The sequence below is a fragment of the Xanthomonas sp. NCPPB 1062 genome (assembly GCF_041481705.2).
GTDB lineage: Bacteria > Pseudomonadota > Gammaproteobacteria > Xanthomonadales > Xanthomonadaceae > Xanthomonas > Xanthomonas euvesicatoria.
Map to the genome: position 1 here is coordinate 2,553,733 of NZ_CM192987.1, position 15,616 is coordinate 2,569,348.

The following is a 15,616-nucleotide window of genomic DNA, read 5'->3' on the forward strand; positions in this document are numbered from 1 at the left end:
GTCATGATCTGCGGCCAACACAGTTAAGCCAAACCGCAGACTAATCCACCGCCACATTCGATCCGCGCCACGCCACTCAACCACGCCGATCAACCGACAGATCAAAAGCGCGACTTAGCTACGTTTGGCACGCGCGAATGCGGCAGCCAGCGCATTGTCCGCCGGCGGCGCGGTGATCCGCGGTTTGCTATTGGCTTGCGCCTGACCGCGCCCACCACCGTCGCGCCTGCCCTGCCCCGGACCGCCGCTGCCACGGGCTTCGCGCGGTTGCGCTGCGCCATCCGCCGCTGGCGGCGTGTCGGACAGACGACAGGTCAGCGCGATGCGCTTGCGCGCCACATCCACCTCCAGCACCTTGACCTTGACGATGTCGCCGGCCTTGACCACATCGCGCGGATCCTTGACGAAGGTCTCCGACAACGCCGAGATGTGCACCAATCCATCCTGATGCACGCCGATATCGACGAACGCACCGAACGCGGCCACATTGCTGACCACACCTTCGAGCACCATGCCCGGCTTGAGGTGCTTGATGTCCTCGATGCCTTCGGCGAACTGCGCTGCCTTGAACTCCGGGCGCGGATCGCGGCCGGGTTTTTCCAGCTCTTTCAGGATGTCGCGCACGGTCGGCACACCGAATTGGTCGTCGGTGAACATCTCCGGCTTCAGGCCACGCAGAAAACTGCCGTCGCCCAGCAATGCCTTGATCGGCTTGCCGGTGCTGCTCACGATGCGTTCCACCACCGGATACGCTTCCGGATGCACCGCCGACACATCCAGCGGCTCCTCGCCATCGGCAATGCGCAGGAAACCGGCGCATTGCTCGAAGGTCTTCTCGCCCAGCCGCGGCACCTTGAGCAGGTCCTTGCGTCGCTTGAACGGGCCATTGTCGTCGCGGTGACGCACGATATTTTCCGCCACCGTGCCCGACAGCCCGGACACGCGCGACAACAACGCCGCCGAGGCCGTATTGACGTAGACACCGACCGCGTTGACGCAGTCTTCCACCCGCGCTTCCAATGCCTTGGCCAGACGGTATTGATCCACATCGTGCTGGTACTGGCCCACGCCGATCGCCTTGGGCTCGATCTTCACCAGTTCGGCCAATGGATCCTGCAGACGGCGCGCGATCGACACGGCACCACGCAGCGACACATCCAGATTCGGGAATTCCTTGGCCGCGAACTCCGAGGCCGAATACACCGATGCGCCCGCCTCGCTCACCACCACCTTCTGTACCTTGGCAGCGCCGCACAGCGCAATCGCCTCACCGGCCAGCTTGTCGGTCTCGCGGCTGGCAGTGCCGTTGCCGATCGCGATCAGCTCCACGTTGTGCTGCATGCACAACTTTTTGATGGTCTGCAGCGACTGATCCCACTGCCGCTTGGGTTCGTGCGGATAAATCGTTTCGGTAGCCACCAGCTTGCCGGTGGCATCGACCACGGCGATCTTGCAACCGGTACGGATGCCCGGATCCAGCCCAAGCACCACCCGCGGACCGGCCGGCGCTGCCAGCATCAGGTCCTTGAGGTTGTCGCCGAATACCGCGATCGCTTCGGCCTCGGCCTTTTCGCGCGCCTGGTTGAACAGGTCCAACAGCAAGTGCATATGCAGCTTGGCGCGCCATGTCAGCCGGCACGCGTCCAGCAACCAGCGATCGGCTGGACGGCCTTCGTTGGAGATACCGGCATTGCGCGCCACACGGCCTTCGGCGTACTGGTGGCCAGCCTCGGCATCGCTGCCCGGATCCAGATCCAGATACAGGATTTCTTCGCGGCGTGCGCGAAACAGCGCCAGCAAGCGGTGCGAAGGAATCTTCGCCAATGTTTCGGCGTGATCGAAGTAGTCGCGGTACTTGGCACCGGCCTCTTCCTTGCCCTCGGCGACCCGTGCGCGGATCACGCCATTGTCGCTCAGCCAACTGCGCAGCTCACCGACCAGCGCCGCATCTTCACCCCAGCGCTCCATCAGGATGGCGCGCGCGCCTTCCAGCGCCGCCTTGCTGTCGGCAACGCCTTTCTCGGCATCGACGAAGGCTTCCGCGGCTACTTCCGGAGATTGCGTCGGGTCCGCCAACAGGCCATCGGCCAGTGGCTCCAGCCCGGCTTCGCGCGCGATCTGCGCGCGGGTGCGGCGCTTGGGCTTGTAGGGCAGGTACAGGTCTTCCAGCCGCGACTTGGTGTCGGCCGCCACGATCTCGTTGCGCAATTCGTCGCTGAGCTTGCCCTGCTCGCCGATGCTGGACAGGATCGCCGCGCGGCGCTCTTCCAGCTCGCGCAGATAGGTCAGTCGCGTTTCCAGGTTGCGTAGCTGCGTGTCGTCCAGCCCGCCCGTGACTTCCTTGCGGTAGCGGGCGATGAAGGGGACGCTGGCGCCTTCGTCGAGCAAGGCGATGGCGGCGTGCGCCTGGGCGGGCTGGGCACCGATCTCATCGGCGATGGTGCGAGCAATCTGCTGGGCGAGCTGGCTATCGTGCATGACGGCGCGGGGTGACCCGCTTCACTGAAAAACGCATTTTCGCAGTGCCGGCCCGCCACGGAAACCCGTTGACAACGCCGCCGTAAACCTATGCTGCCGCGCTCAGCTGACCTGACGAGCGTAATGGGTGGCGGCACGTTCGACCAGAATGCTTTCGTGCAGCGACTCCAGCGCCATCACGCGGATCTTGCCGACATCCTTCAGCGGCACCATGCGTTCGACATACACCTCAGGGCCAGCATCGGTCATCGCACGCGACTTGCTGAAACCGTAAGGCACCACGCCCTTGTCGCCATCTTTGCTGCCACCGACGTACAGGACAATCGACATACCCACACCCTCTTCTGCTGCTGTTGCTGCGTTGTGGCGGCAGGATAACCAGCACGCCGTGAGGAGCTTTCCACGCACGTTAACGCTGGCTGTTTGCCGTTTGGTGACGGCGGCAAGGCCGGGCTCGCCTCACGGCCGCTTCACCCCGCTTGGCGGTCAATCGCCGTCCATCCGCTCGCTGCTCGACACCGCATGGACCTCAAAAGTGGCTACCCGTTCTGGTCGATCCGCAACGGGTTGATGCGCGCGTACCCGCGCCTGGAGCAAGACACCGTCTGCGAAGTGGCCATCGTCGGTGGTGGGGTGACCGCCGCGCTGATTGCCCACGAATTGGTGCGCCATGGGCACGAAGTCGCGGTAGTCGAACAGCGCGACATCGGCTGGGGCAGCACCTCGGCCAGCACCGCATTGCTCCAGTACGAAATCGATACACCGATGATCGAACTGGCCAGACAGCACGGTATGCAGGCAGCGGCACTGGCCTATGGGGCGTGCGCGCAAGCCATCCTCGACCTGCAGGGCCTGTGCAATACCTTCGGCGGCACCGACTTCACGCGCCAGGACAGCCTGTACTACGCCAGCCGCTCGCGCGATATAAAAGACCTGCGCAGCGAGCTGGAGACCCGCCAGGCGCAGAGACTGCCGGTGGAGTGGATCGAACGCGAGCCGCTCTGGCACAACTACGGCGTGCATTCGGATGGCGCGATTCTGAGCCGCCTGGCCGCCAGCGTAGACCCGTACCGCCTGTGCTACCGCCTGTTTTCCGAGTGCGAGCAATACGGCGCACGCATCTATGACCGCACCGCCATTGCCTCGATCGATCCGCACGACCCGCATGTCGACCTGCGCACCGAAGACGGTGTGAGCGTGCGTGCCCGGCACGTGATCCTGGCAGCCGGCTATGGCAACCAGCGCTGGCTCTCGCAGCCGGTGGCGCGCAATCGCAGCAGCTACGCCTTCGTGACCGACCCCCTGCACGACAGCGAAATGGGCGCGCTCAAGCACACCATGATGTGGGAAACCGCGCGCCCGTATCTGTACCTGCGCAGCACACCAGACGGGCGCGTGGTCGCGGGTGGCGAAGACGACAACATCGACATTCCCCCTCGCCGCGACGCACGCGTGCAGGGCAAGCTCAGGACGTTGCTGAAGAAAATTGGCAAGACCATGCCCGATATGCGCCTGCGCCCGGCGTTCGCATGGGCTGGCACCTTCGCAGAGACTGCCGATGGATTGCCGTTCTTCGGGCCGCATGCCGAACTGGGGCCACGTGTATCGTTTGCGATGGCCTATGGCGGCAACGGCATTACCTATAGCGCCATTGGCGCAGGCTTGTTGCGTGCACAACTAGAGGGCACGCCTCACCCGCTGTCCGAATTGTTCGGCTTCGCGCGCCTGCGTTGAATCCCCCACGGCCACCAACCGTGGCCGTGCATCGCATAGGTATCGGCAGCCCGCTCCAGCGGATTGCGCACGTGGATGCCGCCGCACAGAACATACATGGGCAGGAACAGCGGCCCAAGCAGCATGTACTGATAGACATGCGCGCGCTCGTGGTCGCCCAGGCGCACCGGCGGATGCTGGCAACGGCCTGCGGCGTGCGCGTAGGTGCTGCACTGCAGGTCCAGCGATGCACCTTTCAGCAGGATCACGTTGCCCAACGTCATTGCGCCCCCCGGACCCCACGGCCACGCGTGAAAGGCCACGGCATGTTCCCGCGGCGACCAGACGGGACGCGCGCCGAAACACCAGCCGGCCGCGCCGATCGCGAGCCCGATCAAGGTATTGGGCAGCGTCCACAACGCGCCCAGCACCTGCAGTGCAGGCAGGCCGCGCATTACCGGCTTCAATCGGCCTGGTTGGGGATCAGCAGCCACAGAATCAGATACACCAGGATGCCGGGAAACGCGGCCGAGGCAATCGACACGATGACGAACAACACACGCAGCAGCGTCGAGCTCCAGCCAAAACGACGCGCAATGCCGCCAACGACACCGGCGATCATGCGGTCGTTGAGGGAGCGGGACAACGTGGTGGTAGACATGGCAGGACTCCTGCAAGACGTAGCCAACAGTCTAGAAAACGCGGCCGCTGCACATCGTGATGGCCGCCCGGCCTGCTTGGCGCAGCATCACCTGCGCGGCGTGCAGGCAGCCATCTCAGGCATTGCCGCCGCGTTCCTGCAACCAGCGATGGATTGCCACCGGCACCTCGCGCTGCGCACGCCCGGAGACGTAGATTCCGATGTGCCCGCCACGGAAGCTCAATTCGCTGTAGTCGTCGCTGCCGACCAGCCCTCCTAGCGCCCGTGAGGCATCCGGCGGCACCAAGTGGTCGTGTTCGGCGTAGATATTCAGCACCGGCATGTCGAGCACCTGCAGATCGACTGCCTGTCCCCCGATGCTCACCTGCCCGGTGACCAACCCGTTGCGCTGATAGAACAACGTGACGAATTCGCGGAAGGCCTCACCGGCCAGGTCGGGCGAATCGAAGATCCACTTTTCCATGCGCAGGAAATCCTCCAGCGCCTGCTTGTCGTCGAGGATGTCGAGCAGGCCCACGTATTTCTGCAGATTCAGCCGGAACGGCTTGAGCATCAGGTAACTGGCGTTCATCAGGTCTGCCGGCACATTGCCCATCGTGTCCACGAACAGATCCACATCGACCATCCGCGCCCAGTTGGACAGCATGTTGTCGGGAGTATGGAAATCCACCGGCGTTACCATGGTGATCAGGTTGCGCACCTTGTCGCGTTGCAGCGCGGCGTAGCACAACGAAAACGTGCCGCCCTGACAGATGCCGAGCACATCGACCGCTTCCAGCCCCGACTGCGCCCGCAGGTGATCCACCGCACCGTCGATATAGCGCAGCAAATAATCTTCCAGCGTGAGGTAGCGCTCGGATCGGTCCGGGTAGCCCCAATCCAGCACGTAGACATCCTGGCCGTGACTCAATAGCCCCTTCACCAGCGAGCGATCCGCCTGCAGATCGACCATGTAGGGGCGATTGACCAATGCATAGACAATCAGCAGCGGCGTCTTCGCCACCGGTGCCTGCTCGCCGATGAAGCGGTATAGCACCACCTTGCCATCGCGCCAGATTTCTTCGCGCTCGGTGACGCCGTAATCCACATCGTCCACGCCCGGCAGCAACTTGAGCCCTTCGCGCAACTTGCGTTGCATCGACAAGGTTTCCTGCATCAGGTCTTCGGCACTGAATCCCAACGGACCTTTCATGCCTGCGCTCCACGTTTTTTACCTGCAGCGGGTTTACGGTCCGCAGGCTTGGGCGGGGATTTCGCCCCACCGCGCTTCTTGACCGAGGTCGTTTTCGTCGACTTGGAGACCGCTGGCGCCTGTTTCGGAGCCGCCTTTTTCGTCGCGGTCCTGTCGACGGACGCCTTCTTGGATGCACCCGGCTTGACTGCCCGTGCTGCCTCCGCCGGCCGCGCTGCCGCCGCACTGGCGCTGGCGGACGACGCGCGCTTGCCCGCCGCCGATGTCACCGTTTCAGGCTGCGGCGCCGCAGCGGGCTCGCTTGCCGGTGAAGCTGCGTTACGCAGCATCCGCCTGACCAGGCGTTCCAGTTCGGCAATGCGCCGATGCGCGGCGTCCATCTCCGAACGTGTGGGCATGCCGAAGCGTTCGCTGAGTTGCTCGACCTCTTCCTGCAGCGCAGCGCGCAGACGCATGTGCGCATTGGCAAAACCGCCGTACACCTTGCGGAACTGCTCCGACAAGGCGACATCGGCATAGGACTCTTCGGCCGCCTCGATCCACAAATCGAACAGGGCGCGGGCGCTGGTCAGCTGGCTACCGCTGCTCTCGTGCTCGCTCAGCTTGGACGCGAAGCGCGCGAACGCCTGCTCGATCGCCGCCTTGAGTTGCTCGCCATAGGCCTCCGACTGGGCCTGGAACTCCTGCTGTGCGCGTGCCAGTTTCTGCAGGCGCGACTGGTGATTGCGGTTCAATCCGAACGCCGGCATGTCCAGCCAGGGCGCATTTTCCTCGCGCCACTTCTGCAGCGCCTGCGCCGCGTCCTGCAGCCACGGGTCGAACCCGCCCGGGCTGCCGCCGCGCAGCGAACCCAAGGTCCACTGCATCAGCTGTTCGCCCTGCCCTTGTACGGCCTGGCGCCAGGCCTCGGCCACTTCATTGGCCGAGGTGTCGCGCCCGGCAAACTGCGCGGCCACCTGCTGCATGGTCCCGAACCAGTCGCCGGCCTGGGTGCGGAAGCGGTCGATGGCCTCCTGCGCCTGCGGGGCGGCCTGGGTGGGCAGCAACTGCGACCACCAATCCACGGCCTTGCGCCAATCCTGCGGAGCATCGCTACCGGACGCGGGCGGTGGTTGTTGCGCGGCGGCGCCGGCCTGGCCGTGGCGCATGGCATCTCCCCAGGCAGCCCAATACTGGCGCGCCTTGTCGTCGAAGTTGCCGTTGTCCGAACCGCTGCTTGCCATCATCCCGTCCAGTGACCTTTACCCAGCCATCCTACCGCGTGCGTGGCGGTGTGCCGCTCAGGGCTTGGGGATACGCAGCGTCTTGCTGATCATCAGCGAGCCGGACACCGCAAACAGCAGCACCAGCGGATGGAACTGCCACGGCCCCAGTTGCCATTGCCCCCACCACAAGGTGTCGCCGATATGCCCGCTGCTGGCGGCAACGGCGAGCAGGATCACCAAAACCAGGCTGGTCGGAATGGGCGTGCCTTCGAAATACGGCACCTTGTCGGCCTCGCCAGCGATCTCTTCGGCGGTGACGTTGTAGCGGGCCAGGCGGCTGACCCCGCAGCAGACGAAGTAGCTCAGCACCAGCCAGTCCCAACCGCCGCGCATGCCGCAGGCGTAGCCCAGCGCCGCCGGCGCCACGCCGAAGGAGATCACGTCTGCCAGCGAATCCAGTTCGCGGCCCAGCGTGGAAGACGCTTTGCGCCAGCGCGCCACATGCCCGTCCAGCGCATCGAACACGAACGCCAGCGGGATCAAGGCCATGCCAAGCAGCAAATCGCCGCGATGCCCCTCTTGCAGGAACCGCATGGCCGCAAACACCGCGCCGGTGCCGCAGAACGCGTTGGCAAGCGTGAACCAGTCCGCGAGTTGGAAATCGCGCAGCATCGAAAAATGGCGTTTCATGCGGAGCCTGAGGTGAGCAAGGCGCAAAGGGTAACGCGCGCGCGCCATGCAGGCGACCGTTTCGCTGCACTCGGCTAGGCTGGCGATCCGCGTGACCGCTCCCGGCCGCGCACCACTTCACGAGGACATCCGATGCGCAGCATCCTGATCACCGGCGCGGGCAGCGGCATTGGCGCCGGTATCGCCAGCCAACTGGCGGCCGATGGTCATCATCTGCTCGTCAGCGATGTGCAGCTGGCGGACGCCGAGCGCACGGCCGAGGCGTTGCGCAAAGCAGGCGGCTCGGCCGAGGCGCTGGCGTTGGACGTGACCGATGCAGACAGCATTGCGCAGGCACTGGCCAACGCATCACGCGCCCCGCAGGTACTGGTGAACAATGCCGGCCTGCAGCATGTGGCCACACTGGAGGAGTTCCCGATGCAGCAGTGGGCGCTGCTGGTGGATGTCATGCTCACCGGCGCCGCACGCCTCAGTCGCGCCGTGCTGCCCAGCATGCGTGCAGCCGGCTATGGCCGCATCCTCAATATCGGCAGCATCCACTCGCTGGTGGCCAGCCCATACAAAAGTGCGTATGTCGCCGCCAAGCATGGCCTGGTCGGCCTGGCCAAGGTCATCGCGCTGGAAACCGCCGATTGCGACATCACCGTCAACACGCTCTGCCCCAGCTATGTGCGCACACCGCTGGTGGAGCGGCAGATTGCCGATCAGGCGCGCACCCGCGGCATCGCCGAGGACGCGGTGGTGCGCGATGTGATGCTCAAGCCGATGCCCAAGGGCGCCTTCATCGAGTACGACGAGCTAGCCGGCACGGTGGCGTTTCTGATGTCGCATGCCGCGCGCAACATCACCGGGCAAGCCATCGCCATCGACGGCGGCTGGACGGCCCAATGATCACGCTGGCGAAATTTTGACCAGCCCTCGCGCATGCCGGATGGCGCAAGGGGTGCGCGGACTTGTCCACAGACTTGCGCAGCGTCCATCCACAGGGGGTGTGGAGAACTGGGTGAGGCCTGCCGTTCTCGATAGCGTCGAAAAGCTCCCCGCGATTAATGTCAGACAGCGCACGGTTGAGCCTGGCTGGAATTGGTGCTGCGCCGCGAGCCGGCACGGCTCGCCGATCGGAGGGGAAGCGCTGCTCCGCTGCCCCGTCGCACGTCGAGGACATCGCCCTACAACAGTCGGGCTCGGTTGGGCAGCTGCCGGAACGGTGTCGGCGTCACGTCCCCATCGCGTTGTGCACGCGCAGCGATCAGATCCGCGAATACGTCCACGACTGCATGCGCCCGTCGCGATACGGCATGACGCCGTGGAACGGGCGCGGGTCGCCATCGAACACCAGCGGCAGGAAATGGCGGTCGCCTTCCCACATTGGCACCTGGTCCATCCGCTCGATCGCGATCCACTCCAGCGTCCCTTCCGGATTGGAGGTGTGGGGCGTGCCGTCGAAGCTGTGGATCAGGAACACGAAGCCCAGCCAATCTTCGCCCTGCTTGCCGAAGCCGGGCCAGCTGATGGTGCCGCGCAGCTGCATCTGCCCGCAGTCGACGCCGGCTTCCTCGCGTATCTCGCGGCGCATGCAGGCCAGCACGTCTTCGTCCGGCTCCATCTTGCCGCCCAGGCCGTTGTATTTGCCCAGATGCTGGTCGCCGGGACGGGCATTGCGATGGATCATCAGCACCTGGGTGCCGTCCGGCGACAACAGGTAGCCGAGCGTGGCGACAATCGGGGTATAGGGCATGGCATGCGATCTGACACGAAGCGCATCAGTATGACTGAAGCGGCACGCCGCACGCGGCGGTAACGCCGGCTCAGCCGACGGCGGCCTGCGGATTCGGGCGCGGCGGTGCCACGTGATCGGTATCCAGGCGCAGGGTCGCAACGCCGTGGCCGCGTTCGGCCAGGTACTCCAGCCACTTGCCCAGGAACGTATTCATGCGCATGCGGTGGCTGATCAGCTCGGCCGGCGGCGGGAACATGCCCATCACGTCCTGCCAGCGCCGACCGACATAGCAATGCGTGGTCTCGGCCTGGCGCGCATCGCGGTACAGCCGCACATACGCCGATGGGTCCGGCTCGCCGGTAACCGGGTCGCACAGGTCGTAGGTCAGGCGCAGCTCCACCGTGTAGCGGTGGCATTCGATCACGTCCAGCCGCAGGTTCAGGCCATCGCCGATCGAGGACACGTACGAGCCCGGCGCAAGATCGGCCGGGGCGAACAGCCGGGTCAGATGTTGGAAGTTTTCTGCATACAAGCCCATCAGCCAGCCGAAGCGGCTCAGTTTGGGAATGCGTTCGAGTTTGCTCAGTGCTTGCGCCATGGACCGATCCTACACGCTGCGCCGCCGCACGGGCAGCATTGACGAGGGCCCAACGGCAGGCCTACCTTGGCGGAGCACTGCCCCGCCCGCTTTGCTCCAACAGCCGCCGCCGCAAGCGCACCGGTCGCTCTCCGTCCGATGCGCACGCTCGCAAGACCGGCGGGCCGGCGACCACGCCTGATCCCCATTCCCGATCAAAACATCTCGCGCTGCAGGCCCAGGGTGGACAACACCTTGCTGGAGATTTCTTCGATCGAGGTATTGGTGGTGCTGAGCGAGGGAATGCGCTCCATCTGGAACATGCGCTCGGCGATCGCGACTTCGCGCCGGCAGGTCTCTGCCGCGCTGTAGCGCGAATTGGCGCGCCGCTCCTGACGAATTTGCTGCAACCGCTCAGGGTCAATGGTCAAACCGAACAACTTGCTGCGGTAGTTACGCAACCGCGGCGGCAACTGCTCGTTTTCCAGATCTTCGTCGGTCAGCGGATAGTTGGCGGCGCGGATGCCGTAATGCAAGGCCAGATAGATGCAGGTAGGGGTCTTGCCCGCGCGCGACACTGCCACCAGGATCACATCGGCCTCGTCGTAATTGAGTGCAATGCCATCGTCGTGACTGAGCGCGAAGTTCATCGCGTTGATGCGGCGGTGATAGGTTTCGAAGTCGACCATGCCATGCGCGCGGCCCACACGCGAATGACGCGGCGCATTGAGCTCGCGCTCCAGCGGCTCGATGAAGGGCGCGAACACATCCAGCATCAGCGCGCCACTTTCGGCCAGGATCATGCTCAATTGTGGATCGACGCACGAATTGACCACGACCGGCCGCACCTGGTACCGCTCGCCTGCGGCGCGCACACGCATGGCGGCGTCGCGCGCTTTATCTGCATCATCGATGAACGACATGCGGTCGGTGACGAAGTTGAAACCGCTGAACTGCGTGAGCAGGCTATGCCCAATCGTTTCAGCGGTGATACCGGTTCCATCGGAGACGTAAAACACCGGCCGAATTGTTGACATCAAGACCACCTCTTTGAACTGGTGTCCAAAACTTACGGATTCATGCTTGTGCAGGCTCCGCTGTGCACTGCATCATAGCGGCTTCTTCCTACGGTCGCGGCCATTCAGCCCGCTCGGGCGATGGCCTTACGGAGCATCGCGCTTGAACGAGAATATCCTGTGGTTGCATGAGCTACGCCTGGCCGACCTGGCCCGCGTAGGCGGTAAAAATTCCTCACTTGGCGAGATGATCGGCAACCTGGCTGGGTTGGGCGTCTCGGTTCCCGGTGGATATGCGACGACCGCGGAAGCTTTCAAGGACTTCATCGCACACAACGATCTGTCCAAGCGCATCTTTGACAAGCTGGCGACGCTGGATGTCGAAGACGTCAATGCACTCACGCTGGCCGGCAAGGAAATCCGCGGCTGGGTGATCGATGCCCCGCTGCAGCCGGAACTGGACCGCGACATCCGCACCGCCTACGCCCAGTTGTGCGCCGAGAACGGCGGCGGTGACGTTGCCGTGGCCGTGCGCTCCTCGGCAACCGCCGAAGACCTGCCGGACGCCTCGTTCGCAGGCCAGCAGGAGACCTTCCTCAATGTGACCGGCGCCGACGATGTGGTGCACAAGGTCAAGGAAGTGTTCGCCAGCCTCTACAACGATCGTGCGATCGCCTATCGCGTGCACCACGGCTTCAAGCATGAAGACGTGTTCCTGTCGGCCGGCGTGCAGTTGATGGTGCGCTCGGGCGTGGGCGCGGCAGGCGTCTTGTTTACGCTTGACACCGAATCCGGTTTCCGCGACGTGGTGTTCGTCACCTCCAGCTTCGGTCTGGGCGAAATGGTCGTGCAGGGCGCGGTCAACCCCGACGAGTTCTACGTCTACAAACCCACGCTGACCGCGGGCAAGCCGGCAATCCTGCGCCGCTCGCTCGGCAGCAAGGCCATCCGCATGGTCTATTCGGACGTGCCCGGCGAGCGTGTGCGCACCGAAGACACCCCGGTGGAACTGCGCAACACCTTCTCGATCAGCGACGAAGACGTGCAGGAGCTGTCCAAGCAGGCGTTGGTGATCGAAAAGCATTACGGCCGCCCGATGGATATCGAGTGGGCCAAGGACGGCGTCAGCGGCAAGTTGTTCATTGTGCAGGCGCGTCCGGAGACGGTGAAGTCGCGCAGCCATGCGACCCAGATCGAACGTTTTGCGCTGGAAGCCAAGGACGCCAAAATCCTGGCCGAAGGCCGCGCGGTCGGTGCCAAGATCGGTAGCGGCGTGGCACGCGTGGTGCGTTCGTTGGACGACATGAATCGTGTCCAGGCTGGCGATGTGTTGATCGCCGACATGACCGACCCCGATTGGGAGCCGGTGATGAAGCGCGCCTCGGCCATCGTCACCAACCGCGGCGGCCGTACCTGCCATGCAGCGATTATCGCGCGTGAGCTCGGCGTGCCGGCCGTGGTCGGCTCGGGCAATGCCACCGCCGTGATCAAGGACGGCCAGGAAGTCACCGTCAGCTGCGCCGAGGGCGACACCGGCTTCATCTACGAAGGCAAGCTGGCGTTCGAGCGCACCACGACCGATCTGGGCAACATGCCGCCTGCCCCGCTGAAGATCATGATGAACGTCGCCAACCCGGAACGCGCGTTCGACTTCGGCCAGCTGCCCAATGCCGGCATCGGCTTGGCGCGCCTGGAAATGATCATCGCCTCGCACATCGGCGTGCATCCCAACGCCCTGCTGGAATACGACAAGCAGGATGCCGATGTCCGCAAGAAGATCGACGCCAAGATCGCCGGCTATGGCGATCCGGTCAGCTTCTATGTCAACCGCCTGGCCGAAGGCATCGCTACGCTGACCGCATCGGTCGCGCCGAGTACCGTGATCGTGCGTTTGTCGGACTTCAAGTCCAACGAGTACGCCAACCTGATCGGCGGTTCGCGTTACGAGCCGCATGAAGAGAACCCGATGATCGGCTTCCGCGGCGCCAGCCGCTACGTCGACCCGTCCTTCACCAAGGCCTTCGCGCTGGAGTGCAAGGCGGTGTTGAAGGTGCGCAACGAGATGGGCCTGGACAACCTCTGGGTGATGATCCCGTTCGTGCGTACGCTGGAAGAAGGCCGCAAGGTGATCGAAGTGCTGGAGCAGAACGGGCTCAAGCAAGGCGAGAACGGTTTGAAGATCATCATGATGTGCGAGCTGCCGTCCAATGCGCTGCTGGCCGACGAGTTCCTGGAGATCTTCGACGGCTTCTCGATCGGCTCCAACGACCTGACCCAGCTCACCCTGGGCCTGGACCGCGATTCTTCGATCGTGGCGCACCTGTTCGATGAGCGGAACCCGGCGGTCAAGAAGCTGCTGTCGATGGCGATCAAGTCGGCGCGCGCCAAGGGCAAATACGTGGGGATCTGCGGCCAGGGGCCGTCCGACCACCCGGAACTGGCCGAGTGGCTGATGCAGGAAGGAATCGAATCGGTGTCGTTGAATCCCGACACCGTGGTCGACACCTGGCTGCGTCTGGCCAAGCTCAAGAGCGAGGACTGATGGGACTGATGGGTGCGATGTGGGCAGCAGCTGCAGGAGCAGCTGCTGCAAGACCGGTTGCTGCAGCAGGAGCGGCAGCCGCGAAGCCCGCCGCGACCAGCGAGCCGGCATTCAACTGGGCCGCCATTCCGTGGGCGCAGTACGCGGTCAACTGGGGAGTGGCACTGCTGATCGTCGTGGTCGGCATGTGGCTGGCCCGGCAACTCAGCCAGTGGTTGCACCGCGCGCTCACCCGCGCACGCGTCGAGATCACGCTGACCAATTTCCTGCGCAACGTGATGTACGCGTTGTTGCTGGTGCTGGTCTTCGTCAGCGCATTGAGTCAGATCGGTGTGCCACCGACCTCACTGATCGCAGTGCTCGGCGCAGCAGGCCTGGCGGTCGGCCTTGCCCTGAAGGATTCGCTGTCCAACATCGCCGCAGGCGTGATGCTGATCGTGCTGCGGCCGATGCGCGATGGCGACCACGTGTTGATCGCCGGGCAGGAAGGCATCGTCGACGAGATCCGGATCTTCCAGACCCGGATCCGTTCGTTCGACGAACGCATGATCACCCTGCCAAACAGCACGATTACCACCGCCCCCATCGTCAACTACAGCACCCTGCCCAACCGCCGCCTGGAAGTGACGGTCGGCGTGGGCTACCAAGACGATCTGAAGAAGGCGCAGCAGCTGTTGCTGCAGATCGCCAAGGACAACCCGAACATCCTGGAATCGCCTGCACCATTCGTGCAGGTGACCAATCTGGGCGAGAGTACGGTGGATCTGATGTTGTTCGCGTATGCGACCAACGGCAATTTCGGCGCCGCCAAGAGCACCACGCTGGAGCAGATCCGCAATCAATTGCTGGAAAACGGACTCAACATCCCCTACCCGCAGCGCGACCTGCACGTGTATCACCACGATGCCGATGGCAAGCCGATCTCCGACCTGTTGCTGAAAGGCATCGCCGACGATGGCGACCTGAGCAAGGGGCCTTCGTTGGCGCGCTGACGTACACAATGGCGCGATGGAAAGGCAAAAAAGGCCGCATCGAACGATGCGGCCTTTTTGTTGATGCCTTTCTTGTTGGATGCTTTTGTTGGATGGGTCGCCATCGAGTGGCCTGCACCCCGCGCAGTCGACTGAGGAGTCAACTGGCGCACGCATGCGTGCCATTGGAATGGGACACCGGCGACACGCCAACAGCCTGCAACAACGCCGTGGCCAACGCTCAGCCCTCCACACCCGCCGCAGCATCGCCACCGAGCGCGCCCATGAACTGACGGTAGTGGCGCAACTCGTCGATCGAATCGCGCACATCGCTCAGGGCGGTATGCGCCGAACTCTTCGCAAACCCGTTCGCCACCGAGGGCGCCCAACGTCGCGCGAGTTCCTTGATGGTGGACACGTCCAGATTGCGGTAATGGAAATAGCGTTCCAGGCGCGACATCTGACGGTGCAGGAAGCGGCGATCCTGGCAGATCGAGTTGCCGCACATCGGCGAGGCGCCCGCACGGATCCACTCGCTCAGGAATGCCACCGTCTGCGCTTCAGCCTGCGCGTGGGTCACCTGGCTGTCGAGCACGCGCTGCCACAGACCCGAACGGCGGTGCTGATTGCGGTTCCATTCGTCCATCGCTTCCAGGGTTTCCAGCGGATGCGCAATGGCCAGTTCCGGCCCCTCGGCAAGCACGTTCAACTGCGCATCGGTCACGATGGTGGCGATCTCGATGATGGAATCGCGATCGGTATCCAGGCCGGTCATTTCCAGATCGATCCAGATCAGTCGGTCGTTGCCTGCAAGGTTCTCTGCCATATCGCCGTCCTGTGGAGGCCGTCGC

The 15,616-nt window shown here is 64.1% G+C and carries 15 protein-coding genes; 4 read left to right on the top strand and 11 right to left on the bottom strand.

Annotated elements, in window-relative coordinates; genetic code table 11:
- Nucleotides 1-114: 114 nt before the first annotated feature.
- Nucleotides 115-2,478: a Tex family protein gene (locus tag ACCQ16_RS11240; RefSeq protein ID WP_014090230.1), complete on the bottom strand. Its 2,364-nt coding sequence runs from the start codon at nt 2,476-2,478 to the stop codon at nt 115-117.
- A gap of 102 nt (nt 2,479-2,580) precedes the next feature.
- Nucleotides 2,581-2,808 carry a hypothetical protein gene (locus ACCQ16_RS11245; RefSeq protein WP_008573245.1) on the bottom strand — a complete coding sequence of 76 codons (228 nt, stop codon included), beginning with the start codon at nt 2,806-2,808 and terminating at the stop codon, nt 2,581-2,583.
- A gap of 192 nt (nt 2,809-3,000) precedes the next feature.
- On the opposite strand from ACCQ16_RS11245, the gene ACCQ16_RS11250 reads away from it, so the two are divergent.
- Entirely contained in the window at nt 3,001-4,212 is a 1,212-nt protein-coding gene (locus ACCQ16_RS11250) for an NAD(P)/FAD-dependent oxidoreductase (RefSeq protein WP_277572741.1), read from the top strand.
- On the opposite strand, the gene ACCQ16_RS11255 is transcribed toward ACCQ16_RS11250, so the two are convergent.
- The 5 genes from ACCQ16_RS11255 to ACCQ16_RS11275 form a co-directional block, all read right to left on the bottom strand.
- Nucleotides 4,170-4,646, bottom strand: coding sequence for a hypothetical protein (locus ACCQ16_RS11255; RefSeq protein WP_014090228.1), 477 nt, complete (start codon nt 4,644-4,646; stop codon nt 4,170-4,172). The two genes, ACCQ16_RS11250 and ACCQ16_RS11255, sit on opposite strands and share 43 nt — an antisense overlap.
- A gap of 8 nt (nt 4,647-4,654) precedes the next feature.
- Nucleotides 4,655-4,852: a PspC domain-containing protein gene (locus tag ACCQ16_RS11260; RefSeq protein ID WP_011347425.1), complete on the bottom strand. Its 198-nt coding sequence runs from the start codon at nt 4,850-4,852 to the stop codon at nt 4,655-4,657.
- Nucleotides 4,853-4,967: 115 nt separating this feature from the next.
- Nucleotides 4,968-6,044 (bottom strand): class III poly(R)-hydroxyalkanoic acid synthase subunit PhaC, encoded by a 1,077-nt coding sequence (locus ACCQ16_RS11265; protein ID WP_011347424.1) that lies wholly within the window; start codon nt 6,042-6,044, stop codon nt 4,968-4,970.
- Nucleotides 6,041-7,270 (bottom strand): class III poly(R)-hydroxyalkanoic acid synthase subunit PhaE, encoded by a 1,230-nt coding sequence (phaE, locus tag ACCQ16_RS11270; RefSeq protein WP_277572740.1) that lies wholly within the window; start codon nt 7,268-7,270, stop codon nt 6,041-6,043. Before phaE ends, ACCQ16_RS11265 begins: the two co-directional genes overlap by 4 nt.
- 54 nt (nt 7,271-7,324) lie before the next feature.
- Entirely contained in the window at nt 7,325-7,987 is a 663-nt protein-coding gene (locus ACCQ16_RS11275) for a CDP-alcohol phosphatidyltransferase family protein (RefSeq protein ID WP_011347422.1), read from the bottom strand.
- A gap of 84 nt (nt 7,988-8,071) precedes the next feature.
- On the opposite strand from ACCQ16_RS11275, the gene ACCQ16_RS11280 reads away from it, so the two are divergent.
- Nucleotides 8,072-8,830 carry a 3-hydroxybutyrate dehydrogenase gene (locus tag ACCQ16_RS11280; protein ID WP_014090226.1) on the top strand — a complete coding sequence of 253 codons (759 nt, stop codon included), beginning with the start codon at nt 8,072-8,074 and terminating at the stop codon, nt 8,828-8,830.
- A 358-nt stretch (nt 8,831-9,188) separates the two neighbouring features.
- Here the strand turns inward: ACCQ16_RS11280 and ACCQ16_RS11285 are convergent, their stop codons facing one another.
- The 3 genes from ACCQ16_RS11285 to ppsR all read right to left on the bottom strand — a co-directional run bounded on the left by ACCQ16_RS11285 (nt 9,189) and on the right by ppsR (nt 11,273).
- Complete coding sequence (locus tag ACCQ16_RS11285; RefSeq protein ID WP_008573201.1) at nt 9,189-9,677, bottom strand: NUDIX hydrolase; 489 nt, start codon at nt 9,675-9,677, stop codon at nt 9,189-9,191.
- 70 nt (nt 9,678-9,747) lie between these two features.
- Complete coding sequence (locus tag ACCQ16_RS11290) at nt 9,748-10,257, bottom strand: DUF1249 domain-containing protein (protein ID WP_008573198.1); 510 nt, start codon at nt 10,255-10,257, stop codon at nt 9,748-9,750.
- Between the two features lie 194 nt (nt 10,258-10,451).
- Nucleotides 10,452-11,273, bottom strand: coding sequence for a posphoenolpyruvate synthetase regulatory kinase/phosphorylase PpsR (gene ppsR / locus ACCQ16_RS11295; protein ID WP_003482830.1), 822 nt, complete (start codon nt 11,271-11,273; stop codon nt 10,452-10,454).
- 142 nt (nt 11,274-11,415) lie between these two features.
- Here ppsR and ppsA point away from each other — a divergent pair, with 142 nt between their 5' ends.
- Both ppsA and ACCQ16_RS11305 read left to right on the top strand, forming a co-directional pair.
- Nucleotides 11,416-13,794, top strand: coding sequence for a phosphoenolpyruvate synthase (ppsA, locus tag ACCQ16_RS11300; protein WP_372379956.1), 2,379 nt, complete (start codon nt 11,416-11,418; stop codon nt 13,792-13,794).
- Nucleotides 13,794-14,786 (top strand): mechanosensitive ion channel family protein, encoded by a 993-nt coding sequence (locus ACCQ16_RS11305; RefSeq protein ID WP_008577156.1) that lies wholly within the window; start codon nt 13,794-13,796, stop codon nt 14,784-14,786. Before ppsA ends, ACCQ16_RS11305 begins: the two co-directional genes overlap by 1 nt.
- A 220-nt stretch (nt 14,787-15,006) precedes the next feature.
- Here the strand turns inward: ACCQ16_RS11305 and orn are convergent, their stop codons facing one another.
- Nucleotides 15,007-15,591, bottom strand: a complete 585-nt coding sequence (orn, locus tag ACCQ16_RS11310) for an oligoribonuclease (protein WP_008577153.1) — start codon at nt 15,589-15,591, stop codon at nt 15,007-15,009.
- Nucleotides 15,592-15,616 lie beyond the last annotated feature (25 nt).

Excerpts from the sequence above, each read along its gene's own strand:
- ACCQ16_RS11240 (WP_014090230.1), bottom strand. The coding sequence starts at position 2,478 with ATGCACGATAGCCAGCTCGCCCAGCAGATTGCTCGCACCATCGCCGAT.
- ACCQ16_RS11245 (WP_008573245.1), bottom strand. The coding sequence starts at position 2,808 with ATGTCGATTGTCCTGTACGTCGGTGGCAGCAAAGATGGCGACAAGGGC.
- ACCQ16_RS11250 (WP_277572741.1), top strand. The coding sequence starts at position 3,001 with ATGGACCTCAAAAGTGGCTACCCGTTCTGGTCGATCCGCAACGGGTTG.
- ACCQ16_RS11255 (WP_014090228.1), bottom strand. The coding sequence starts at position 4,646 with ATGCGCGGCCTGCCTGCACTGCAGGTGCTGGGCGCGTTGTGGACGCTG.
- ACCQ16_RS11260 (WP_011347425.1), bottom strand. The coding sequence starts at position 4,852 with ATGTCTACCACCACGTTGTCCCGCTCCCTCAACGACCGCATGATCGCC.
- ACCQ16_RS11265 (WP_011347424.1), bottom strand. The coding sequence starts at position 6,044 with ATGAAAGGTCCGTTGGGATTCAGTGCCGAAGACCTGATGCAGGAAACC.
- phaE (WP_277572740.1), bottom strand. The coding sequence starts at position 7,270 with ATGATGGCAAGCAGCGGTTCGGACAACGGCAACTTCGACGACAAGGCG.
- ACCQ16_RS11275 (WP_011347422.1), bottom strand. The coding sequence starts at position 7,987 with ATGGCGCGCGCGCGTTACCCTTTGCGCCTTGCTCACCTCAGGCTCCGC.
- ACCQ16_RS11280 (WP_014090226.1), top strand. The coding sequence starts at position 8,072 with ATGCGCAGCATCCTGATCACCGGCGCGGGCAGCGGCATTGGCGCCGGT.
- ACCQ16_RS11285 (WP_008573201.1), bottom strand. The coding sequence starts at position 9,677 with ATGCCCTATACCCCGATTGTCGCCACGCTCGGCTACCTGTTGTCGCCG.
- ACCQ16_RS11290 (WP_008573198.1), bottom strand. The coding sequence starts at position 10,257 with ATGGCGCAAGCACTGAGCAAACTCGAACGCATTCCCAAACTGAGCCGC.
- ppsR (WP_003482830.1), bottom strand. The coding sequence starts at position 11,273 with ATGTCAACAATTCGGCCGGTGTTTTACGTCTCCGATGGAACCGGTATC.
- ACCQ16_RS11305 (WP_008577156.1), top strand. The coding sequence starts at position 13,794 with ATGGGACTGATGGGTGCGATGTGGGCAGCAGCTGCAGGAGCAGCTGCT.
- orn (WP_008577153.1), bottom strand. The coding sequence starts at position 15,591 with ATGGCAGAGAACCTTGCAGGCAACGACCGACTGATCTGGATCGATCTG.